Here is a 23,556-nt window from a genome sequence, read left to right on the forward strand (position 1 = left end):
ATAATGAGGTCTGACCTTTGTCTATTGTCGCAAAATCGGATAATCATTCATTACTTATTCTTATGCTTTTGCTGAGTTTTTCTTATGTGCTGTTTTTTGAGCAGTTTTTCGCAAATCATCTGGATAAATATATCCTGCCTGAAAAATGGCATTAGTTGGTTGATTATTCTAATCTGTGATTTTATTGCCCGATAAAAGTGATGCTGTTTTGTAAGCGTAATGCAATGTGATGAGTGGTGTTTTTTCCCGTCCAAAACGTGTGCTTTTTTGTGTTTGGTTTACTTGTGATAATCCGAATAGCGGGTGGGGAGTTCATGGCAATAAGGAATGATGGTGGTGAATATCGACGACGTAAAAGGGGGATTTTTCTTTGAGAATATAAGGACTGGCAGAGTTTGATTATTGTCTGACAGTCCCGAAAGAGAGAACGGTTTTAAAGTTTGTTGGGTATAAAGCGCTGCGCATAATTAAAATAACGGCTGAGCCAATTTATTTTTTATCGTTTGAGGCCTTTATAATTTCGGCCCTGCGGAAGCAGTCAATACTATGGTCATTTACCATGCCGCTGGCCTGCATATGGGCATAGAGGGTGGTTGAACCGAGGAATTTAAATCCTCTTTTTTTCATATCTTTTGCTAACAGGTCTGATTCTGGGGTAGTGGCGGGATAATCTGACAGGCATTTGATGTGGCTTGTCTTGGGCTTACCAGATACAAAGCCCCAAATGTAGTCAGAAAAGGAGCCAAACTCAGCTTTCACTTCAAGGAATCGTTGCGCGTTATTGACTGCGGCTTCAATTTTGCGTCGATTACGGACGATGCCCGGATTGTTCATCAATTGCTCTATGGTTGCTTCATCGAAAGTGGCAACCACCACTGGGTCAAAACTTGCGAAAGCTTGACGGTAATTTTCTCGCTTTTTTAAAATGGTGTACCAGCTAAGGCCTGCCTGTGCCGATTCCAGCACCAGAAATTCAAAGATTTTATTATCGTCATAGAGTGGTACTCCCCACTCAAGATCATGGTAGGCAACATAATCCGGCTTGCTAGTATCAAGCCACGGGCAGCGTGTAAGTTCCTCTGACATTGTCTTTCCTTGAGTTCGAATGGTTATTCCCTGCCGGTATTATTTTTGATTTAACCTTAAAACTCAAGGAGAGAGGGAGGTATGTCATTAATACTGCACGGTTACTGTTTCGACGTTATTGTCTTGCCTTCGTCTTTTGCTATTGCTTCTATAGCGTTAATGACTTGTTCGGCATCGCGCCCATATGCCGTGAATGTGAGTGTATCGCCATGTTGGGCTCCCAGTTGCATGATGTTGTTGATACTTTTAGCGTTGACTTTTTTGCCGGTTTTGGTCACCCATATTTGGGCATCAAAAGGATTAAGCGCGGCCACAATGACAGCAGATGGTCGAACATGAAGGCCATGGGGATTATCGATTGTCCAGGAGAAAGTCAGTGATTGCTCGGGTGCCTTGTTATGAGCGGTTTGGTGATCTTGTTGGTTAATAGTCATCGTATTGAGGTCTGTATGCTGGGGGAGGGCTGATGGTTGTTGCTCCATGGCCCGATATTTCGCTGTCAGTGCGGTGTGGGCCTCCTGCGATACGTCTGGTAATGACATGCCTGCCGCCGCTGAAACGCTGGCGGCGATAGCACCTTCAATCAAGGGGGCGGCACAGATTTGCACTGCTTTGGCCGTCTTAGGGGGAAGCAGCTCACGAGCCATTTCTGCACAGAGAATTGCGCTCCCCATATCAACCAATACCAGTACCCCCTCGGGAGAATAGACCTGTTCAATGGCTTCTTTCACCGCGATTGTATCAGTTCCGATTGGATTTTCCGGATCATCAATACCGGCGGCGATAGCCATCTCAACGTTGCCATGTGTCATTTGCGCAGCAAGCTCAAGAATACCTTCAGCTAGTTGCTGGCTGTGAGAAACAATAACAAGACTGACCATGCTGTATACTCAAGTCACTTCAAGGTTCAGGACGTAGATTTACGGTATCTCTTAACAAAAGCGGCTTTGCTGCCACAATGAAAATCGTGGTAAGGCGTATAGTCAGAGAAATGCCCATTGCTATCAGGGAGGTACCCTTTTTGTATGTAATCTCCAATGAGGTTTCGTAAAATTTGGTAATACTCAGTATCGCCATTGCAGTATTTCTTCATTTGCTCAAGATAAGAGGTATAGCTGGTGCTATTGAGCGAGCGGAGGATAAAGGCAACCGCTTGTGGCTCCGCCTTAAATTCAAAGGACTCCAGCAGTTTGAGCAGCGTCTCGGCCAAGTTTTTGTGACGGCTGTAAAGAAGGCACTCTTTGGCCTGCAATTCTTTTGCGACGGTATTGATGTTCTCGGAAAAGCTGACCACATACAGATCTTTGGGATGGTCGCTGACAGCGAATGGTGACTTGATGTGGTGGAGAAACAGTTTATCCATTGGAAATATCCTCAGTCATAAACGTTGGTGCCTTAGTTGGTCTGCAGCATATTTGAGTCCAAGATGGCATTATTTTCTTGTTATTTCTTTGTTTATTTTGTCAGGGGATGGCGGCCTTGCAAAGTGCCTCGAACAGGAAATACGATGATGTGGCGCCGGGGTCCTGATGTCCGATCGAGCGCTCGCCGAGGTAACTTGCACGCCCTTTACGAGCTTGCATGTCGATAGTTTTTTTCATTCCTTGTTCGCCGGCCTGTAAGGCTTCTCCAAGAGCTTCAAGTAGTGGCTTGTCCTGATTGCTATTTAAGCTATCTAGAATAGCCAGCCAGGTATCTACCATGGTCTTATCGTTAGCCTCGGCCTTTCCTCGTTGTTGTACTCCGTCTAGGCCATCTTGTAGCATGGTTGCCAATTCGGCTAAGTCCAGCTCATCTTTTGCAGTGGCACTGGCCGCTGAACGGATGAAAAAGGTGCCATAGAGTGGGCCGCTGGCCCCCCCAATACTTGAAAGCAGGGCCATTCCGGTTGACTTCATAATGGTGCCGATATCTTTATCGATAAAGTCCGGGAGCTTTTCTCTTACTTTATGAAAACCACGGTTCATATTGATACCATGATCCGCATCGCCGATTTGCCGATCCAGCTCAGTAAGGTAATCCTTCTCGGCTTCGAATTTATCGGCTGCAATTTCTAGCCATTGAACAAGTTGTTGTTTAGATACCGAGTTCATCCGGGGAGCCTCCGTGGCGGGCAAAAAGTGACTCAGTTCAATAGTTCTAGCAACCCCAGCGCAGGGCTGGGGTGTTAACGGGTTTGTCCCATAAAGCCAGCATTTCGTCATCAATGTTGAGCAGGGAAACCGAGACACCTTGCATGTCTAGCGAAGTGCAGTAGGCACCGATCAGGTTTCGCTCGATACTGATCCCCTGTTTTTCAAGAATCTCCGCAACTTGGCGGTAAACGCAGTAGAGCTCAGACAGGGGAGTTCCGCCGAGGCTATTAATTAAGACAATGACATTGTCACCCTGCATCAGCGGTGCTGTTGTCCAGCTTTCATCGCGCCATTCACCCTTATCACTTTCCCAGCGACGGACAGTCCGTTGGTAACTGCTGTTGTCCAGTAACCGCTCCATCATTTCGGTCGTTGTCGTGTCGCTGTCGGTAAAGGAGGCACGTTTGATACCGGGCTCGCCATGAATACCGATACCGAACTCGATCTCGTTATCTGCCAACTCGAACCCCGGTTTACCTGCAGCCGGAACAGTACAGGCCGATAATGCTACCCCGATTGAACGCGCCCGGTTGGTAATCCGCTTCGCCAATTCGCTGCACTGCTCCAGGCTATACCCTGCCTCTGTTGCTGCGCCCAGAATTTTTTCTGCTAATACAGTGCCAGCAACGCCGCGACGCCCGGCTGTATAGAGGCTGTCCTTAACTGCAACATCGTCGTCAATCAGTGCTGCCTGAACGTTTATTCCATCACCATGCAGCAGTTCGACGGCGGTTTCGAAGTTCATCACATCACCGGTATAGTTCTTGACCAGAAAAAGTACGCCCTTACCGCAGTTGACCTGTTGGGCGCACTCATACATTTGATCTGGGGTGGGAGAAGTAAAGATCTCACCCGGGCAAGCGGCATCCAGCATACCGTAGCCAACAAAACCACCATGCATAGGCTCATGACCACTTCCGCCCCCGGAGATTAGGGCGACTTTTGGAATGTTTTGCGATCGCCTGGCAATATAGAAAGGGTCTAGGCTCACTGTCAGTTCGGGGTGTGCCCTGGCAAATCCCGCCAGTTGCTCTTTGACGACGTTATCAACATGGTTGATCATTTTTTTCATGCCGTTAGCCTTATCTGTCTGGACGCCTGTCTGTTTATGGTAGTCGACACAGGCCAAATTGCTGTCTCAGCCCGAAGGAGGACTAGACTAGCTCTTTAGCGGCTTGTGATTGTCGTGTACCTGCGTTAGTCGAAACTGATAGAGGATCGGCGATAATAAATTTGTTTTTCCCTGCGGCTTTTGCGGCATACATTGCATTATCTGCCATTTTTTTAAGGGTGGGGATATCGGCACTGTGGTCAGGGTAGAGGGCAATGCCGACACTGCAGCCGATTTGGAAAGTGTGCTTATCGATGGTTATAGGTTGGGAAACCGCGTTAAGTAATTTCTGAGAAGTGGCAGCAATTGCACTGGGATCTTTTATATCTTCGAGAATAATAACAAACTCATCGCCGCCAATTCGGCAAACGGTATCTGTTTGTCGCAGGGTATTCACCAAGCGGTTAGCCGTCGTGATCAGGCAGTGATCCCCGATATCGTGCCCCAAAGAATCATTTACTTTTTTGAAATCATCGAGATCCAAAAAAAGCAGTGCAAATGAAGATTTATACCTTGTACAGCGCTGGCAGCAATATTCTAGGCGCTCTTGAAATCGACGTACCGAATAAAGCCCCGTGAGTTGATCGCTATTTGCTAATAGCTCAAGCTGATCACGTTGCTTTTTTACTTCTGTTAGTAATTTTTCCACTATATTTCGATAGCTTAAAATCGTGCTGCAAGTAATGAAAAAAAAGAATCCCATACAAAAGATATAAAATGTCCAGTGACGGGCGTTGGTTATCAAGGACTCGGCGCTGACGGGTAAATGCAGTTGGCCAACGGTGAAACCATATCCGACGTAGGCCATAAAGACCATGGATAGGGTCGAGAAGAAAAGCATAACTTGTTTGGGATACAAAAGTGCAATGATGACAGAGGCAACGGGAAGGAAAAAAATACCGGCGGCAAACATGCCAAGGGTCAGAATGCCGATAATGCCCAAGCATAAATTGACTGTTATCAGGAAAAGGGCTTTCTGGTTAGTAGAATATTTTTGTCGATGAATTGCGACAAGAATATTGAGGGAAATAATCGTAATTTGTGTCACATCTCGATGCGACCAACCAATATCGAGCGATCTAATTAAAGAAAATATTAGCGACATACTGCTTATAATCGCCCATAGGATCAGGATCCTGTCTATGAGTTCATCAATCATAGCACTTTCTTGCGGCAGACTATCATGATCATAGAGTAACGATTTTATTTTGAGCATATTGTTTCCTTCCGTGGATACTTAATTGATAAAGCACACAATACAGTCAAGTTATTCCTATAAATAGTATATATATTTTCTGGTGGTGCGTTGTGTGTGCGGTGTGATGAAGTTCATATTGCGCGTGGAAGATTGATATTGTTCTTAATACTATGCCTTGAAGCGGTAGGCTATAAGCAATACGTCTTTATACGGAAATGGTCTTATATGCTGCAATAGCGATATGAGGGGTTCGAAGTAGCACTATACTAGTCCTATATATTAAAGAGAGCGCCTGAAGTTAGCTTGAGAGCTTGATTATGTTACGTGTGAGCAAGTTGACAGACTATGGCTCTGTACTAATGAGCTACATGGCCCGCCACCCCGAACAGATATTCAGTACAGCCTGCTTGGCCCGCGCGGTTTATTTACCGCCGACGACAGTGAGCAAGCTGCTTAAGATCCTACACAGCAATGGCCTGGTGCTGTCTACTCGCGGTAAAAACGGCGGTTACCGGCTGGCTTTTCCTGCCCAACAGATCACTCTTGCTCAAATCGTCAATGCTTTGGAAGGTAAGGTTGCCATTACCGAGTGCTCGGTGAAAGAAGGGTTATGCCACATTGAGGATCATTGTGAGATCCGTGATAACTGGCGGGGTATCAATCGGGTCATATATGACAGCTTGTCCCAGGTGACCTTGCAGGACATGCTGTCTCAAGAGTCAACCACAGAGCCACTGACGATGACAGAGTAACAACTAGTCGATAGGTGCTGTAACGAGGAGGGGTCATAATGGCAACTCGAACACAAAACTTAGACCATTTTGTCAGTGATGAATACCCTCATGGCTTTGTCACCGATCTTGATGAAGACCGCCTCGAGCCAGGGCTGAGTGAAGAGGTAATACGCTGTATCTCGGCCAAAAAAAAAGAACCGGAATTTATGCTGGAATGGCGTTTGAAGGCCTACCGGCATTGGTTGACGCTGACAGTACCCACCTGGTCAAAGTTGCACTATCCGCCGGTTGATTATGACGCCATAATTTATTACGCGGCACCGAGTTCTTCTGCCAATGGGCCGAAAAGTCTTGAAGATGTTGATCCTAAACTGCTTCAGACATACGAAAAACTGGGAATTCCTCTCCATGAGCAAGCCCAGCTTGCCGGCGTGAAAGGAGCTGTCGATGCTGTATTCGATAGTGTTTCAGTCGCTACCACGTTTAAGCAGCAGCTTGCCGATGTCGGGGTGATTTTCTGTTCTTTTTCTGAAGCGGTGCAGAACCATCCTGAGTTAATCCAGAAATATTTAGGTACTGTGGTTCCGTACACTGATAATTTTTACGCAGCACTGAATGCTGCTGTATTCAGTGATGGTTCCTTTTGTTATATCCCTAAGGGCGTCCGCTGCCCGATGGAGCTGTCGACGTATTTCCGAATCAATGCGGCCAAAACCGGCCAGTTTGAACGCACGCTGATCATTGCCGAGGACGATAGTTACGTCAGTTACCTTGAGGGCTGCACCGCACCGATGCGTGATGAGCACCAACTTCATGCCGCGGTGGTAGAGCTGATTGCCTTGGATAGGGCCGAAATCAAATATTCTACGGTGCAAAACTGGTATCCGGGAGATAAGGAAGGGAAAGGCGGGATCTATAACTTTGTCACCAAGCGCGGCCTATGCCGTGGTGCGCATTCGAAAATATCCTGGACTCAAGTGGAGACAGGTTCTGCGATTACCTGGAAATACCCGAGCGTGATTCTGCAGGGTGATCACTCGAGCGGCGAGTTCTACTCGGTCGCCTTAACTAATAATTATCAGCAGGCTGATACCGGGACCAAAATGACCCATATCGGCAAGCACACTTCTAGTACGATTATTTCCAAAGGGATCTCGGCCGGCCGGGGGTCAAATGCCTACCGTGGATTGGTGCATGTGAGCCCTAAAGCCATTAATGCTCGTAATTACAGCCAGTGCGATTCCTTGCTGTTAGGTGATAAGTGCAGTGCCCACACTTTTCCCTATATTGAGGTCAAGCACCCCTCGGCCAGAGTTGAACATGAGGCTACCACTTCGAAAATCAGTGATGAGCAACTGTTCTACTGTCTGCAACGCGGGATCGCCCCGGAGGCTGCTGTGTCGATGATTATCAATGGATTTTGTAAAGACGTATTCCGCAAGCTGCCGATGGAGTTTGCGGTTGAGGCCCAGGCGTTGATGGAAGTCAGCCTTGAAGGCTGTGTCGGTTAACCCTTCAATAAATGGAGAGAGTGCGCATGTTGCTGGTTGATGATTTGCATGTCAGTGTCGATGGCAAAGCTATCCTCAAGGGGCTAAACCTCACAGTTAATCTTGGTGAGGTGCATGCCATTATGGGGCCGAATGGCTCTGGTAAAAGTACACTGGCCAATGCTTTGGCCGGACATGAAAGTTATACGGTAACAGAAGGTAAAGTGTTATTTGATGGTCGGGATCTGATGGCGCTTTCCGTGGATCAACGTGCTTGCGAAGGGCTGTTTATGGCATTCCAGTACCCGACAGAAATACCGGGTGTCAGTAATATTCAGTTTCTGAAAACGGCACTTAACAGCAAGCGAAAATACCATCAGCTTGATGAACTTGATGCCGTAGATTTTTTGCAACAGGTTAAAGCCAAAGTCGCTCAGGTGGGGATGGAAGAAAGCTTGCTTTATCGTGCGGTTAATGAAGGCTTTTCCGGCGGTGAAAAGAAACATAACGAAGTGTTGCAAATGCTGGTGCTAGAGCCGAGGTTGGCGATCCTCGATGAAACAGATTCCGGTTTGGATATAGATGCCCTGAAAATGATCGCTGAGGGAGTCAATACGTTTCGTGGGCAAGATCGGGCGATCATCTTGGTTACCCACTACCAAAGGCTGCTGAGTTTTATTAAACCGGATTTCGTTCATGTTTTGATGGATGGAAAAATCGTTCGGACGGCGGGGCCGGAACTGGCACTGGAGCTGGAAGAAAAAGGCTACGGTTCCTGGGTACTAGAAGAACAGGTTTAAGCGCTAGGTTTAGGTTTATAGGTTGGCAACAGGCAAAAAGCAAGATGGAGTGAATGGCGATGAATGCCAGCGAACGTTTCTGTAATGCTTACACTCAACACCGTGGAACACTCCTTGGACCGTCAGGGACTGAGCATGGTTGGTTAAGGCAGCTTCAGGATAAAGCTCTGGAAAGCTTTACTCGTCAGGGCGTGCCAGGCCCCGGAGTGGAAAGCTGGAAATACACACGGCTAAACCAGATTGAACAGTGCGATTTTAGTCGTGCCGACTACTGTGCACGGCCTTCCATTCATATCAACCCTGATGTGCTTCCTGTCTGTTCCGATAGCCTGCGACTGGTATTTATTAACGGTAGCTATGAAGCCGGGCTATCGAGCCTTAGTTACTTGCCTGAAGGTATTGCTTTATGCAGCTTCTCTGAGGCTCTTTTCAGGCACCAGAAGTGGCTGTCTCCTTTGTTGGGAAAAATAGCTGGCGATGAAGGTCACCCGTTTGCAGCCCTTAACGCAATGTTGATGGCCGACGGGGTGTTTTTACGGGTAGCGAAGGGAACTCGGCTTCAGACCCCGATCCACTGCCTATTTATTTCCACTGCAATCGACAAGCCGATTGTCAGTTCTCCCCGTTTGCTGGTGGAGTTGGGCGAGCAGACCGAAGTGAGTTTGATTGAACATTATTTGGCGAGCGAAAGCTTGGGGGCTAATGGGGGGACTGGGAAAGAGCAGAATGATAGTCCTATTTTAGCTAACAGCCTGATTGAGGTGGCACTGGGGCGTGAGGCTCGGATGCAGCATTATAAATTGCAGTCAGAGTCTTCGATTGTCAGCCATATTAGCGGGTTGCACGTTGAGCAGCAGCGCGGTAGCGCATTTAGCAGCCATAACTTGTCGCTTGGGGCTGGCTTGTCTAGAAATGACATACATATCAAGTTGGTTGAGGAAGAGGCCGAGTGCCGCTTATACGGAGCTTATTGTATTGGTGGTAAGCAACATGTGGATTTCCATACCCAGATTGATCATTACAAACCAAGTTGCACCAGCAGGGAGCTATACAAGGGAGTGATTCAGGATCGCGCGAGGGCGGTGTTTAACGGCATGGTGGTGGTTCATCCTGATGCCCAGGGTAGCGACGCGCAACTGGTGAACAAAAACCTACTGCTGTCGGCAAAAGCCGAGGTGGATACCAAGCCTGAGCTGCAGATTTACGCCGATGATGTAAAGTGCGGCCACGGGGCGACCGTGGGACAGTTAGATCCCGCAGCCCTTTTTTATCTGCAGACGCGTTGTATCGCAGCCAAAGATGCCCAGGCGTTGTTGGTGAATGCTTTTATTACTGAAATTTTGCAGTCAATGGAATCTGCTGCGGTTCGGCAGTTTCTCCAGCCCCCGGTGCTGACTCAGCTGAATGCCTTGATCGGGAGTACCTCGCCAATGCAGGTTAAGGAACAGAGAGTATGACAACCAGCATAACAACGATAGTTCGAGATCCACTCGTCAGCACTTCAGCTACGTACGAACAGGTTAACTGGCGTTCGGTGTGGAATGACTTTCCGTTACTCAAGCAGCGGGTATACAGTAAGCCTTTGGCTTATTTGGATAATGCTGCTACCTCGCAAAAGCCCAGGGCAGTGATCGAAAAGATCGAACATTATTATCGTTACGATAATGCCAACGTTCACCGTGGGGTGTATGCCTTAAGTGAGAGAGCGACTCAGGCCTATGAGGCGAGCAGGGACAAGGTAAAAGGTTTCTTGAATGCAGCCAGGCGAGAAGAGATCGTGTTTGTTAGAGGCACAACTGAAGCTATTAATTTGGTGGCGCAGAGTTTTGCTCGTCCGCGGTTAAAACCGGGCGATGAAATCCTGATCAGTACCATGGAGCACCACTCGAATATTGTGCCGTGGCAAATTGTATGTGCGCAAACTGGAGCGCATTTAAAGGTTATTCCGATTACCGATTCCGGTGAAGTAAAGCTTGACGCTTATCGCCAGCTTTTAAGCAACCGGACCCGACTGGTTGCAATCGCCCATATCTCCAATGCTCTCGGTAGCATCCTGCCAGTACAAGAGATGATAACGATGGCTCATACTCAGGGTATTCCGGTATTGCTCGACGGTGCTCAGGCCGCCCCTCATATAGCAGTAGATGTTCAGGCATTGGATTGTGACTTTTATGCTTTTTCCAGCCATAAAATCTATGGCCCGACAGGGACGGGGGTGCTATATGGGAAATACTCGTATTTAGATGAAATGCCGCCCTACCAAGGTGGTGGTGATATGATCAGCCAGGTGAGTTTTGAGCAAACGCTTTATAATACTCTTCCCTATAAATTTGAGGCCGGTACTCCCAATATCGCCGGTGCGGTGGGGCTCGGTGCGGCCCTTGATTATGTTGACTCCCTTGGGCTAGTCAACATTACCCGACGTGAGCAGGAGTTGCTTGAGTATGCAACCGAGGCTCTGTTGTCGGTTAAGGGACTGCGTATTATTGGCACGGCCAAGCATAAGGCCAGTATTATTTCCTTTGTTCTCGATAGCGCACACCCCCATGACATCAGCTCTATTTTAGATCGGGAAGGGGTTGCTATTCGTGCCGGGCACCACTGCGCGATGCCACTGATGGATCGTTTCGGGATACCGGCAACAGCTCGGGTTTCTCTGGCTTTTTACAACAGCGAAGATGATATAGAAAGGCTGATGGTGGGAATGAAACACGTACAGGCTCTTTTTGGTTAGAGGTTAGAGGTTTCGTTAATAACGTGTTGGGGATACCGTCGATGAACGAGGAATTACGCGAGTTATATCAGGAACTGATCATCGATCACGGTCGGCATCCTCGCAACTTTAAAAAACTCGATAATCCAACCTATTGTCAGGAAGGCTTTAATCCACTTTGCGGTGATCGGCTGGTCGTTTATCTCAGGGTAGAGAACGACTGCGTTGTTGATGCCAGTTTTGAAGGAACAGGTTGCGCAATTTCGGTGGCATCTGCATCGTTGATGACAGAGCAGATAAAAGGCAAGACTCTTGAGCAGGCAGAGCGGCTGTTCAAGGCTTTTCACCAGTTCGTGACAGAGCCTGAATCATTGGATATAACAATGGAAAGCCTGGGAAAATTGACGGTACTGGGAGGTGTGAGGGAGTTTCCCAGTCGAATAAAGTGTGCCACCTTGGCCTGGCATACCCTTAAAGCCGGATTAGATCATCAGGATCCTTCTCTGGTGGTATCGACCGAGTAGAGGAGCCGAAGTGATGAACCAGTCTGGCGAGCCTGTAACGCTATTACGTGACTGTAATGCCATTGCCATTCCCTCGGGTATAGCGACTATTTTGCCCAAAGATACTGAAGTGCTGATCACCCAGGCCTTGGGAAACACCTTTACAGTTAATGACCACGGGCGATTACTTCGTATTGCCGGAGCCGATGCCGATGCGCTTGGTAAAACACGAGTTACCACCTTACAGTCCAAACCTGAAAGCCATTTGTTATTTGAGGTTGATCTCGAGCAGGTAAAAGCGCAATTGAGAACCTGCTACGATCCGGAGATCCCGGTCAATATTGTTGATTTGGGGCTGATTTACCACTTAAGTTGCGAAACGCTGCTTGATGGTCGCCAGATGGTTCGAATAACCATGACACTAACAGCGGCAGGATGCGGTATGGGACCCGTGCTGGCGGATGATATACGGCAAAAAGTATTAACTGTTCCCGGTGTCGATCTCGTGGATGTGAAGGTGGTTTATGATCCGCCTTGGAGCCGCGAAATGATGTCCGATGCGGCGAAACTACAGTTGGGGATGCTCTGAACTGGTTAAAATTTATGTGACAAGGTACTAGTACCTTGTCACATAAATTTTGATGAGTTCAGCGGATGATAAAATGGCTTTATACAAGACAGATGCTTGAGGGCATAGTGGCTCTACGTCAAAAGCATCTAACGCCGTAGAAAGCCATTTGATCCCCGCCCGTAGGGAGTTCCCCAGCAAGGCGATTATGGCGTTACATTGTTTTGAAAGACAAGCGTATTCCTTCAACAATGTGCCTTATACTCACCTCACTGATGGAACTCTGAACTGGTCAAAACTTATGTGATAAGGTACTAGTTATGGCTAAGTGGATTGATGTGATGCCTGCTAAGGCCCTTTCGGCAGGAGCATATGCCCTTATTGTGCTGGACGAAGTGGAGCTTATCTTGGTGAATATCAATGGTAGCTTCTATGCCGTTGAAAACGTGTGTAGCCACGATGGCGGTGATTTGATTGAAGGGGAGATTGATGGCGATGAAATAACCTGCCCTCGCCATGGTGCGCGTTTCTGCCTGAGAACCGGTGAAGCACTGTGCGCTCCAGCCTTTGAAGATATCGACAGTTATATAACTCGGGTTGTTGATGGCAAAATTCAGGTTTTCGACGAACCGCAGTAGTTATATACCCATGTTACATGTTACATGCTGCCGCGATATGATTCTCTCTCATTTTCAGTGATTATTCTCAACAGAAATAATTGGCCTTATCTCTTCATATTTGAAGCGGCAACCAGGCTAGTTTTGCCTAAGCTATCTCAATATGAAGTTATAGCCCGAATGGAGTAGAACGGTACTCTGGATCGACTTAGGGGATTGGTATGAGAGTGTTCGCAATCCGTCTTTGTTTATTAATTGGCGCTTTAGCGTTTGTGACGGCTCTCAATATGGCTTTAGCAGAAGAGGGGGGAAGTGGTCATTACACGCCTGGCTCTCTAGCGTCGACCGTTGACATGATACCGGCAGAAGCCGCTTTTGTGGCTCGCTTGAATGCTAGCCAGTATGATGGTTCTGCAAACAGTAAAGGGTTAAAGGTGCCTATTGCCGGAGTCATTGCGACTGATGTTGATGTCGAGACAAAAGAATTAGCGCTGCACTTAGTTTGGAATCCCGGTTGGGAGGGTACTGAAGAATGGTCTTATGCAATGGCTATGTCGTTGCCTTATGTTTCGACAACAGTAAGCGCAAATATCGATGAGGGTGAACGAGCAAATAGTAATACCTCCAGGCGGGTAACAGATAAAAATAGCGGTATTGGCGACTTGGTCTTACAGCCATTGATGGTCTCTTATGCCATCGAAAAATACTGGCAAAGTGATTTTCGGTTTGCCATTTATACTCCCACCGGGGGATATGAGCGAGGTCGATTGGCTAATACTGGAAAAAACTATTGGACCTTTTCACCGGCGTTGGCCTTGATCCATATTGAGCCTGCAATAGGCCGCGAGTTTTCGGTTTTTGGCGGTATCGACTTTAATACCAAGAATACTGATACCGATTACCACACCGGTACACAATTCCATATTGATTCGACGTTCGTTCAGTACGTTATTCTACTGGGAGGTTTTTCAGGTATTGGCATAAGTGGCTATTGGTATCAGCAACTCACTGGTGACAGCGGATCGGGGGCGACTCAGGGGGACTTTAAAAGTCAGGCCCTTGGAGTGGGGCCGGTTTTGAGTTATCGGGCTAAGTGGGCGAGTACCAAGATTATCGCAGAGCTGAAATGGCTGCATGAGTTCGAAACAAAGCGACGCTATAACGGTGATACCTTCTCACTCAAGATACGTGCAGAGTATTAAAGGTTGCAGATAGCTTTATCTAAGAAAAAACAGTGGTGATGCGCTGTCTGCAACCTTTATCCAAGTTTCATAGCTGCATGAATGTTTTATGGTTAAGCTTATGTTTTAAATAATAAATTAAGCGCGCAACCATACAACAACCGAGCCATAAAATGTAAAAGTTATGAATGGAATATCAATTATCGTTAATTCTGAACTTTGCTCTAAGAACTAGATAGAGCTTACCCACATTCGTATTCCTTTAGGCTATGTTTACGGCAGCTAGTTTTTTCAAATGTTTTAATATTTTAAAGGTATGCTTTTGAAAAGCATGAAACTTAAGTCTCTAGTACTTATGGCCGTCATGGCTTGCTTCCCGGCATTTGCAGCTTCTGACAGTATCACAGACGAGCAGCTACAGGATGCGATTGAAGCAAAGCTGGCAGAGCAGTTGCAGAATAAGGACGTGGCCGCTTACACCGCTGAGTTTTTAATGAATGAAATTTTAACTTGGCAAGGTGAGCCGTTACCGCTTGATCAAGCTGATAGTATCTTAGCCTATGCGTTTGGTAACCGAGTGGCGCCGAATGGTAACCAAGAGCCCGGTCCAATGAATGAGGCGCTGGCCGATGTTGTGGTCGATATCCATAAAAAAACGGGTAAACCGGTTTATGCCCAGTGGGAAATCGCTCAGTCAATCGGTGATCGTATTGCTCCTGAGTACCTAACATCAATTAATCCGCAAATTGGCGCTGACGGAACGATTGTCTACCTGAGCACTATTGGTGTTGCTGATGAAGTGGTTAAACAGGCTGGTGGTGTTGATAAGTTAGGAAAAACGGTCGTTGTCGGTTTCTATGTGCATAGTTTGCGTACTATAAGCACATCTCGTGATGCAGGAATTGATGCTTATGCTCCAGAGGGGATAGCACTTCCGTATGACTATGATCCTGAGTCAGGCCAGGCCTGGACACGTGATGCTCAGACGTTTGTGATGCACGAAATCCGTAACCGTGCTACTAACGAGCGGACTCGTTTAATAAACGAGCAGCTAGAGAAATAATCATTATTTTTCTACTGGATTAAAAATGTTGAAACAACCATAAAATATATGGTTGTTTTTACAAAAAATGTTGAAACAACCATAAAGTGATATTTACGATTCCCTTATACTCAAGAGGTTACCCAAAAAACAACCATATATTGATATAAGAAAAAACAACCATAAGTTGATATTTTTGTGAGAATGAAATCTGAGAGTATCCTTTAGTGAAAGAAAGTTTCATACATCTGCTTCTTGTTCGTAATGATTACTAAAAACATCTTTTAAGAACCTGTGAGAAATATATGAGTAAATATTATGTTGAACTTACTTGTTATGCTGTATTGTTCGTGAGTTATAAATGATAAAGGAACGGCACCAGTTGCAGTTCCTTTATCATATTTTGTGCAACCTACCTATTCGGCAGTAAATTATTTATTTAAAATGAATTCTTCAATTACTCTTTTATCAGCTACCTATACGGCAGTGAACTGTTGCAAATATGATTATAGCTCAGCTAAAACATATTCTTAGATAAAATTCCGCCGAATACCCTTTTCTATAGCCTTCATTAGTAACATTTTAAATCAAAGAGTTATGGATGCCTTTAAGAAAAGGGTTAAATAAGAGGGACAGCAAATCTCTTATCCGATTTATTGGATAACCCGTAGCTGGTTACTGTACCTGGTGGTTCATATGTGGTGAGTTCTCGCTGAATATTGAGTCGAAACGGATTACCATTGCTTTTACTTGAAATTTTGAGTGTATGGTAGTGCTGCAGGAGGATGGGAGAAGTTTGATTGGTACAATTTGATTGGTAATCTTCTCCGCGGCTGGCAGCTCGTTTTTCAAGTCGTTTTTGCTTTCTTGTATCAGCATTGGGAAATGCGTTGTCTATTGCTTGGTTCCTAAAAAAGTAAGCATAGCCAGTATTCGGTGGTACTGATCGTAACTCGGAAATGCTGAAGTACTCTCTAATCACCATTTCATTGAAGTAGTGTTGGTTAAGCAGTGAGTCGAGGTGAAGCGGATTGACACTGACTAATGTTAGTTTGTCCCCAACAGTATCATAACTCCAGTTTGGGAAAGATATTGCGATGTCATTGAGTCGGTATTGTGTGCAAAAGCCATGTACTGCCTTGATACAGCGGAGCGCAAGAGCTTCGTTGTTTTTGTGTACGGGTAGGAATTTGACCGTGCGAAATAGTAATTCTTGCATGATTCTAGTTTCCCTTTTGTTGTAGTGGACCGCCTTTGATTAGGTTGGCCATCACAAAATGAAGCTGCTTGATAGTTTCTTCATCTAATGGCTTTTCATTGGTTAATAGGTCTAGGAACTCTTCTGAGCGTTTTAAAAGAGAAAACAGATCAAGACCTGTATCAGGATGTCGGTAGGTGATGCCGTTGGTCTTATCGATACCATAGTGATTCACTCTCAGGGTTTCTTGTGCATTGGGATACCAGTCATCTACCAGAGCAATGGCAGCCCCGGTTTTGTATGCACCAAATATTGGGCTTTCTTCACCACCGATTGTTGTTGTTTGATATTGACGTCCTTTTCCACGCTGTTGGTGAATGATACATTTTTGGCTTAGTTTTAAGGGTTTATTGGTTGGATAAACCAGATGAGCAGAAATTTCGAGTGACAGATAGTCCCGTTCATTGAGCAATGCATTAGTAAATAAGGCGACAAGCTGTGGCCAGTTTGCCAGTCTTTTCTCCCATCCAGGTTCAAAACGTTTGTAATGAACGTTTTGAGCCTCAACAAAAATTCCCTTATTCGTTTCGACTTGAATTGTTGTTGAATTTGTAGACTGGTTGTCCCATAGCCATGCACCATTGATAATATTGGTGAGATACTTTTCTGCGAGGTATGCAAAGCCGATACGTTGTTGGTAAGCGGCAACTAGCTCTTTTAGTGTATGCGTAACATCAGGATCGATGCAGGTTTTTGGTACTGTTACTTTGTTTTCGATGGTGACAGAAAAATGGCATTCGACAGATTCTGCGTTATACGGAATATTACAGTAGTCAATATCGTGTGGATTCCCAGTGGCGAGATCATTTGGTGTAACACTCTCATTTATATCACCGCCATCTTTGTATGCAGAGTGGGTGCCTTCATGCATTCCAAGTACTGTGATTGTTTTTTTACGTAGTGGTCTCGTACTACCGTCAGGCCAGTTGACGAAGAAGGTAACTTCACTAGGATCTATAGACCGTTGGTATGAAAGTTTATTTGGCAGTCTCATCATTGTTCTCGCTAGTTGTGAGTATCGGACCTGATTCCACCCATTGATATCGCCAGAGCAGAGAGTCGATTTGTTTATGATGGATGCTCTGCATAGTGCAGACTAGCCCTAGTACGGGTTCACAAAATGCGTGGGGATATCCATACATACTACCTTTGTCGGTTGCAGGACTACTTATGAGATGGTAACCGAGGCATGTGACTAGCCTGTTAGTATCAATTTGTTCTAACAGTATTTGCACGTCGGTGATTTCATGGTGTTCATCAGCCAATAGCCATAGACCAGGTTGTTGTTGCAGTTCTTTGATACAGAGCTTTAAATCATGTGATATTTGAATACGGTCTTGTACTTCATGAGGAATATGAGTATGACCACGACAAAGACGATTAGGCAGCCACCTGGGTACTTCGGCGAGTTTTACCTCATCTGCGCTTTCACACTCCAATAGTACGCTCATAGTCATATCACATTGCCAGGAATCTCGGAGGGCTGGAGGGGCGATGTTCTCATTTTTTATCTTGGAGGCTTCTAAGGTAATTCCTCTTCTTTCGAGATGAAAGCGTTCTAGGCGTAGGGCAAAGCGTTTGAACGAAAATTTTGGATAGTCTTTACGTACCCTGCGTTCAAACGCGTGAAGGTAGCCAAAAATGCCGATAAGCGATGGGAGCCCAATTGTATAGCCACTGCTTTCTGCATTGGCGTGACCAATTTTGATTTTCGGGATAATCATGTAATCGCTAGAGTGCTGGCTCTTGTCGTGTTGCGTTGGAAGTTCATTATGGGGACTGGGCTTAGCAAATAACTCTTCGAACAGTTGAGTTAGTTCTGGCAGGTAGGCGAATCTATGGGCGTTACGAGTTCTGGAAAGGCAATAGTTGAAACCTTGAGCCAGCTCTCGAGAATTTAGACTTTCATAGTCAGCTAGCCCTAATTGCCACTCTAACAGCATATTTTTAATCTGTTTTCTTGCGGCCTTATGCATTCGTTTTTTGTGATTTGCTGTGATCAGCAAGTTTTCTCGTTCAAGAAAAAAATCCATTGCCTCAAAGCGCGGCTTAGTTAGCCATTGTTTAGCTGGAGTGTATTTTTCCTGAGTTTGGGGAATATGTGGTTGCGTTTTGATAGTTCGGATCCTACCTCCAGCTTTCGCAACGAAATACCCTATATTAGGAGCTCTATCACAGTGATAGATGGCGGTTAGCCTGCGTTTGTCTTCAAGCTCTCTGTGTATCTGTGCCTGCATCGTTTGTGAGAGAGTTGGAGTTAACGTTATGTATTCATTCTCATTTACAGGAAAAGTGACTTGACGGATGTTATTGGGGGTGAGAGTAACCTCTAAGATATGATCCTCGATATTTTTCAGGTAATTTACTGCTTGCTTTTGGTACTTAGCATAACAACCAAGCCTTCTGAGTGACTTCCAAATAGGGCTGGCTTCATCCTTTAGCAGCTCAGCCAGTTTGGTGAGAGTCCCTTTCAGTTCAAACTCACTACAAAGGAATGCTGATTTGTTCACACAGGCTGAATTGCGTGCATAATGCCAGTCTGTATTGGCTAGCTTAGATGATGACAGTAGATGGGGGGGTAAAGCGCCCTTTGGAAGTGTGCGTATTGTGCCTGTCGCTTGATAGTCCGGGAACTTGACGTTGTGACTCTGCATTGACTGGACCGTATTGAGACACGTTACCCACCACTTTTGATCTCTCAACTTCTCTTTACACTTGTTTTTACACAGAAGGTTACTTTGATCTGATGTTTTATCAGTTAAGTTAATTAGCGTAATAAGCGCAGGCTCTAATCCAGTGGAGATCTCGAGGGGCACTGTAACAGGGCTGAACGCTTTTCTCAGCACGTGATCGACATCTCCAGAATCTGTATCATCAAGAAGCTTCTTTATGTCCATGAATCACCACTTTGAGACATATGTCGAGCGGTTGAAAGACAACGTCTGAAAATCCGTCACCCAAAGGCAAAAAACATCACCAAGCGCGAAAACAGGAGCTGTTTTTTTGGGAGGCTTCGGCGAAGCAAACATGTTAATAGGGCGTAGTAGACGTTGCTCATGAAGTGCTGCAACTTGTTCTGGTGACGTACCGAGTATCAGGGCGACGTCAAAGGCCGACATTCTTAAATTGGCAAGCCTGCCATCATCATCCCATAAATGCTCGTCCAGATAAGAAATTGTCTCGCGCAACAATATGTTGTGGTTTAGGTTTCTATCGGGTAGCTGCGCACAGTTAAAGAGATAATCACCAAGGACGTATTTAGCTGTTAGCTGTTGGGGTTCATCTGGGGCAAATTCGAATTTGTCTTCAATGTGATAGCTCAGGTGCTGGCGGTAATTAGAAGGCCATTTTCTCCAGTATGCGATAAACACTTCGCTATCGATAACATCGTGTTTTTGTAGCCACCAATGTACGATTCCCCAGCGGTAGCTTTTCCCCAAACTAGGTAAAGGACTCACATTATTGCCAGCTAACCAAGAAGAGATAGCCACACAGCTTGAGTTACTTGCGTTTGCAGTCAAGTGTTGTTCGCAAACCTGGCATGTTTGAAGTAATCCACTACTTCGATAGTCAATGAGAGCACCGCAACTGTGGCAAGTGTCTATCAACTCTGTACTATGGATGTGACAGGATAGGTACCCGCGAAAATGCCACCAGTACCGTGCATAGCCGGTTTCTTTTAAGCAAGTTGGACAACAGACTGGTCGTGAACGCAATAAGGCTCTCGGTATTATTTCGTCATGTCGAATTAATGCAGTACTGTTTGGTGAAAATTTTCCCGAGGCACGATTTAGCAAAAGGCGTTGTAATGATAACGGCTCTTTAAATACAAGTTGGCTCAACTCCCTAATGGTATGTATCCGAGAGGAGCTATCTAGATTCGCGTGGCAGGGGTTGAAGGCACTAAGGCTTTGAGGGAATGGCTGAAATAGTGATGGGGACTTACTATACAAAAAACGTTTTAATGCCGACAAAAATTTGTCTGGCTCCCGATATCCATTCATCGCTCCAACGCGTATCAAATAGCTTTCTAGGGTTTCATCAGTAAAGGGGTCAGGCCGTTGCAGTAGCATGCACTAGTATCTTCCGAATCGTTCCTGTCTAGCATAATAATAGCAATAGGAAGGACTATCGGTCGGAGTTAGGTAAGGGCTGAGCGATGACCTCCTTGACTGCGGGTGTAACACGGAAACGCCCCAAACGTTTTATAACTCGTCTTTTTCACGATAAAGCTGGCTAATTGGTTTAGACGTCGAGCTTCAATTTGGTCAACAGGCTGTTGACCAAATTCAGGACTACTCATTCGTGAAACAAGCTGTTTCCCAATTGTCCAACATTCTGCCCGAAACGTGTTTGAGGAACGGTTCGTAAAGTGCGGTTCGGGTTTTACGAACTGAGAAGCTTTTGCCCCGATGCCATTTAGAGCATTAACTCACCATCAGATCACGTCTGTAGTTTTAACATACTTTTTCTAATCCCTGACGATCACCTTCTGACGCTCTCTTTTTCCCAAGTTTTTCTCGTGATTTTAGATTGGTAATATGCTGTTAATAAAGGATATCAAAGTGTTGTTGTTCGTTGGGGTTCATAGTGGTTTCTCCTGTGAGACACCATCATTCCGATAGTGTCTCACAGGAGTGTGTGTATGAATGGAACGTGATTCACTCTAACGCGAAGCGGCTTTGTTTAACAAATTGCTAACACGGTAATATAAAAATCAAGGAGGCCGAAGCCTCCCTGGATTATTGAAGTTTGAATTTACTAACGACCGTTTTGAGTTGGCTGTTTGCAGCAGCAAGGCTGTTGGTTTCGTCTGTAGCCGCTTCGCCATTGCTTGCCAGCACGGTGACTATTTCACGGATCGACGCCATGTTGCGAGAGATCTCTTCAGAGACGCTGTTTTGTTGCTCTGCCGCGGTAGCAATCTGCATGTTAAGGTCATTGATACCCGTTACGGCAGTTGCAATCTCATCCAGGCTTGCAGAGATCCGTGAAGCGTTGTTGGCCGTTTGCTCACAAGACGTCTTTGTGGCATCCATTGCCGTGATGGCGGTAACAGACCCGTTGCGTAACTTGGTCAGGGTTTGTTCAATCTCCGCTGTGCTGGCCTGGGTTCTGGCCGCAAGCGCTCTAACTTCATCGGCAACGACAGCAAAGCCTCGTCCTTGTTCACCTGCCCGCGCCGCTTCAATGGCGGCATTCAGTGCCAGCAGGTTAGTCTGATCAGCGATTTCCCCAATAACCTTTAACACATTAGTGATCTCTAACGTATCATGCTCAATTTCGGCGATGCGGTGTGACGTCGTCTCTACATCACTCACTAACTGGGAAACGGTATCTTCCGCTACCTGAACATCATTCTTGGCGCTACCAACCTGACCGTTAGCCTCAATGGTTGATTGGGATGCGGCAGCAGCATTCTGGGCGACATCATTAGCGGTGGCACTCATTTCTTCTACCGCAGACACAATCAGCTCTGTCTCCTTGGTGTGTTCTCTCAATACGCCGATGTTATCATCTGACTGGCTCTTGAGTTGGCCTACGCTCTTAGAGATGTGTTCGGAGCTTTGACTAACCTCTATCATCAATTCTTGTAGGTTACCGATAAAGCCGTTGATCCCTTCTGAGATTTCTCCCAGGTCATCGGTGCTGGTGACTGGGATGCGGCGAGTTAAGTCACCGTTGCCCCTGGATAAGTCGAGTACCATTTCCTTAAGCAGCAGGATAGGGCGGTATACCGCATTCAGGATAATCACAGTCAACAGGATAGCGATGGATAGCATTATCACCGAAGTAATGATTGAATCCATTAGCGCTTCCTCAATATTCTTATAAGCTATTGACTTATTAATACCGATGAATAGATGCCACGATTTACCGTTAGCCAGATGAATCTTCTTGGTAAACGCTAACTTGTCCACGCCGTTGAGGGTGTATTTTACAATAGCTTCGTCATTGCCAAGCATCTCACGATGGACTTCAGGCATCCCTTTTTCATTAAAGCGCGTTCCTGTTACAACGGCCTTTGAGTTAGACGCCAGAGCTTTACCCGACTCATCAAGGATGACAGTAACGGCTCCGTTTACGTTTACGCTCTCTACAACATCATGAATCATGTCCAGTTCGAGGTCGCCCATAACCACAACATCACCCGCGTTCTTGGTAATAGAGATAACATCCTTACCCGTTGTTGCGTCTTTGTAAACGTCGGTTAGTTCGGTTTTATTGGAGGACTTGGCTTTTGTAAACCAGGGACGATCACGAAAGTCCCATTCGTCCGGGTGGGTGATCCCGTCATTGGCATAGGCTACGCCGTTGTTAAAGGCAAATACCGCATATGCCAGTCCATTAGATTCTTTGGTGTACCGGGCCATATCCAGGTAGCGGTCTTGTGACAGACCGGGCTTGTAGTTATTAGCCATGGTTTCGATACCTGTCGCTTTATCTGCCAGCCATTTTTCAACCCTGGAAGCTTCGTATCTGACCGTGGTCGAGGAGAGTAAATCCACATCGGCAATGGTGTTGTGCTTTAGATTGGAATAGGAAAGCCAGTTGGCTACCAGCAAGCAGGAGGTAACCAGCAATACGGTCGAGAGAATAATTGTTCTCTTAAATCCCAATGATTTCATTTCAGTTCTACTTCTTGTCCGTCAAAAAATTAAAGGCGGGAAACTCCCCACCAAAACATGCAACACTAACACGCGCATTATAGGTAAAGCCTGGCAACTGTACAGTGGTGCCATTGAATAAACACCCACTTTAATAGAGTATTAATTCCAATATGTGCAAAATATAGACCGCTCGGAATTTCTCAATTGCGAGCGCAGTGAAATGCTTAACGTAGGTTGATAGAGCATGGTTTGAGAAACTGCAAATTTACTGTTGGTGTGCTCAGAACAATCACTCTTAGGTTCGAGTAATCAGAGCTTGGTTATCGCACGAAGCGCCATTAACAAAGAGGGATATTTGTCGCGCAGCCGACACATATCTGAAGTGTTGAAAAAACCGAACCTGTTTACAATAGATTGCAATACCACATCTAATCCAACACAACCAAACCAGAATAAATACTCTAACGTGTTTCTGTCCGTGCGACCTGAAGTCGTATGAAGCGTTGTTC

The 23,556-nt window shown here is 45.9% G+C and carries 22 protein-coding genes and 1 pseudogene; 10 read left to right on the plus strand and 13 right to left on the minus strand.

Going from position 1 to position 23,556, the window contains the following annotated elements:
* Window positions 1–489: 489 nt before the first annotated feature.
* From MD588_RS21810 to MD588_RS21835, 6 genes are all read right to left on the minus strand, one after another.
* Window positions 490–1,086: a DNA-3-methyladenine glycosylase I gene (locus MD588_RS21810; protein WP_265699850.1), complete on the minus strand. Its 597-nt coding sequence runs from the start codon at window positions 1,084–1,086 to the stop codon at window positions 490–492.
* Window positions 1,087–1,187: 101 nt separating this feature from the next.
* Window positions 1,188–1,967 carry a dihydroxyacetone kinase phosphoryl donor subunit DhaM gene (gene dhaM / locus MD588_RS21815; protein WP_265699851.1) on the minus strand — a complete coding sequence of 260 codons (780 nt, stop codon included), beginning with the start codon at window positions 1,965–1,967 and terminating at the stop codon, window positions 1,188–1,190.
* Between the two features lie 26 nt (window positions 1,968–1,993).
* On the minus strand, window positions 1,994–2,449 hold the full coding sequence (locus MD588_RS21820; RefSeq protein WP_265699852.1) for a hypothetical protein: 456 nt from the start codon (window positions 2,447–2,449) through the stop codon (window positions 1,994–1,996).
* Between the two features lie 100 nt (window positions 2,450–2,549).
* Entirely contained in the window at window positions 2,550–3,179 is a 630-nt protein-coding gene (dhaL, locus tag MD588_RS21825; RefSeq protein WP_265699853.1) for a dihydroxyacetone kinase subunit DhaL, read from the minus strand.
* A 46-nt stretch (window positions 3,180–3,225) separates the two neighbouring features.
* A complete protein-coding gene (gene dhaK, locus MD588_RS21830; protein WP_265699854.1) occupies window positions 3,226–4,293 on the minus strand; it encodes a dihydroxyacetone kinase subunit DhaK in 1,068 nt (355 codons plus the stop codon).
* Between the two features lie 82 nt (window positions 4,294–4,375).
* Window positions 4,376–5,548, minus strand: a complete 1,173-nt coding sequence (locus MD588_RS21835) for a GGDEF domain-containing protein (protein ID WP_265699856.1) — start codon at window positions 5,546–5,548, stop codon at window positions 4,376–4,378.
* Between the two features lie 299 nt (window positions 5,549–5,847).
* Between MD588_RS21835 and MD588_RS21840 the strand changes: the two genes are divergently transcribed.
* The 10 genes from MD588_RS21840 to MD588_RS21885 all read left to right on the plus strand — a co-directional run bounded on the left by MD588_RS21840 (window position 5,848) and on the right by MD588_RS21885 (window position 15,199).
* Complete coding sequence (locus MD588_RS21840) at window positions 5,848–6,282, plus strand: SUF system Fe-S cluster assembly regulator (protein WP_265699858.1); 435 nt, start codon at window positions 5,848–5,850, stop codon at window positions 6,280–6,282.
* A gap of 38 nt (window positions 6,283–6,320) precedes the next feature.
* The gene (gene sufB, locus MD588_RS21845; RefSeq protein WP_265699859.1) at window positions 6,321–7,775 is read left to right on the plus strand and encodes a Fe-S cluster assembly protein SufB; all 1,455 of its coding nucleotides are present in this window, start codon (window positions 6,321–6,323) and stop codon (window positions 7,773–7,775) included.
* 26 nt (window positions 7,776–7,801) lie between these two features.
* A complete protein-coding gene (sufC, locus tag MD588_RS21850; protein ID WP_265699860.1) occupies window positions 7,802–8,554 on the plus strand; it encodes a Fe-S cluster assembly ATPase SufC in 753 nt (250 codons plus the stop codon).
* A gap of 59 nt (window positions 8,555–8,613) precedes the next feature.
* Window positions 8,614–10,011, plus strand: a complete 1,398-nt coding sequence (sufD, locus tag MD588_RS21855; RefSeq protein ID WP_265699861.1) for a Fe-S cluster assembly protein SufD — start codon at window positions 8,614–8,616, stop codon at window positions 10,009–10,011.
* Window positions 10,008–11,288: a cysteine desulfurase gene (locus MD588_RS21860; protein ID WP_265699863.1), complete on the plus strand. Its 1,281-nt coding sequence runs from the start codon at window positions 10,008–10,010 to the stop codon at window positions 11,286–11,288. Before sufD ends, MD588_RS21860 begins: the two co-directional genes overlap by 4 nt.
* Before the next feature lie 41 nt (window positions 11,289–11,329).
* The gene (sufU, locus tag MD588_RS21865) at window positions 11,330–11,791 is read left to right on the plus strand and encodes a Fe-S cluster assembly sulfur transfer protein SufU (RefSeq protein WP_265699865.1); all 462 of its coding nucleotides are present in this window, start codon (window positions 11,330–11,332) and stop codon (window positions 11,789–11,791) included.
* Between the two features lie 13 nt (window positions 11,792–11,804).
* The gene (gene sufT, locus MD588_RS21870) at window positions 11,805–12,359 is read left to right on the plus strand and encodes a putative Fe-S cluster assembly protein SufT (RefSeq protein ID WP_265699866.1); all 555 of its coding nucleotides are present in this window, start codon (window positions 11,805–11,807) and stop codon (window positions 12,357–12,359) included.
* A 299-nt stretch (window positions 12,360–12,658) separates the two neighbouring features.
* Window positions 12,659–12,976 (plus strand): Rieske (2Fe-2S) protein, encoded by a 318-nt coding sequence (locus tag MD588_RS21875; protein WP_265699867.1) that lies wholly within the window; start codon window positions 12,659–12,661, stop codon window positions 12,974–12,976.
* Between the two features lie 200 nt (window positions 12,977–13,176).
* Entirely contained in the window at window positions 13,177–14,157 is a 981-nt protein-coding gene (locus tag MD588_RS21880; RefSeq protein WP_265699868.1) for a SphA family protein, read from the plus strand.
* A 310-nt stretch (window positions 14,158–14,467) separates the two neighbouring features.
* Window positions 14,468–15,199, plus strand: coding sequence for a hypothetical protein (locus MD588_RS21885; protein ID WP_265699869.1), 732 nt, complete (start codon window positions 14,468–14,470; stop codon window positions 15,197–15,199).
* Window positions 15,200–15,797: 598 nt separating this feature from the next.
* On the opposite strand, the gene cas6f is transcribed toward MD588_RS21885, so the two are convergent.
* The 7 genes and pseudogenes from cas6f to MD588_RS21915 all read right to left on the minus strand — a co-directional run.
* A complete protein-coding gene (gene cas6f / locus MD588_RS21890) occupies window positions 15,798–16,397 on the minus strand; it encodes a type I-F CRISPR-associated endoribonuclease Cas6/Csy4 (RefSeq protein WP_265699870.1) in 600 nt (199 codons plus the stop codon).
* Window positions 16,398–16,401: 4 nt separating this feature from the next.
* Complete coding sequence (gene csy3 / locus MD588_RS21895) at window positions 16,402–17,433, minus strand: type I-F CRISPR-associated protein Csy3 (RefSeq protein ID WP_322784266.1); 1,032 nt, start codon at window positions 17,431–17,433, stop codon at window positions 16,402–16,404.
* Window positions 17,414–19,333: a type I-F CRISPR-associated protein Csy2 gene (locus tag MD588_RS21900; RefSeq protein ID WP_265699873.1), complete on the minus strand. Its 1,920-nt coding sequence runs from the start codon at window positions 19,331–19,333 to the stop codon at window positions 17,414–17,416. The genes csy3 and MD588_RS21900 overlap by 20 nt, the downstream gene beginning before the upstream one ends.
* Before the next feature lie 3 nt (window positions 19,334–19,336).
* Window positions 19,337–19,894 (minus strand): hypothetical protein, encoded by a 558-nt coding sequence (locus MD588_RS21905; protein ID WP_265699874.1) that lies wholly within the window; start codon window positions 19,892–19,894, stop codon window positions 19,337–19,339.
* Window positions 19,895–20,053: 159 nt separating this feature from the next.
* Window positions 20,054–20,509, minus strand: a pseudogene (locus tag MD588_RS26165) (TniQ family protein); the annotation flags it as partial.
* Window positions 20,510–21,178: 669 nt separating this feature from the next.
* Window positions 21,179–23,065, minus strand: coding sequence for a methyl-accepting chemotaxis protein (locus tag MD588_RS21910; RefSeq protein WP_265699875.1), 1,887 nt, complete (start codon window positions 23,063–23,065; stop codon window positions 21,179–21,181).
* 291 nt (window positions 23,066–23,356) lie between these two features.
* The coding region (locus tag MD588_RS21915; protein WP_265699876.1) for a hypothetical protein at window positions 23,357–23,556 on the minus strand (200 nt) is incomplete at its 5' end.

Source organism: Photobacterium obscurum, from assembly GCF_026191635.1.
Classification (GTDB): Bacteria; Pseudomonadota; Gammaproteobacteria; order Enterobacterales; family Vibrionaceae; genus Photobacterium; species Photobacterium obscurum.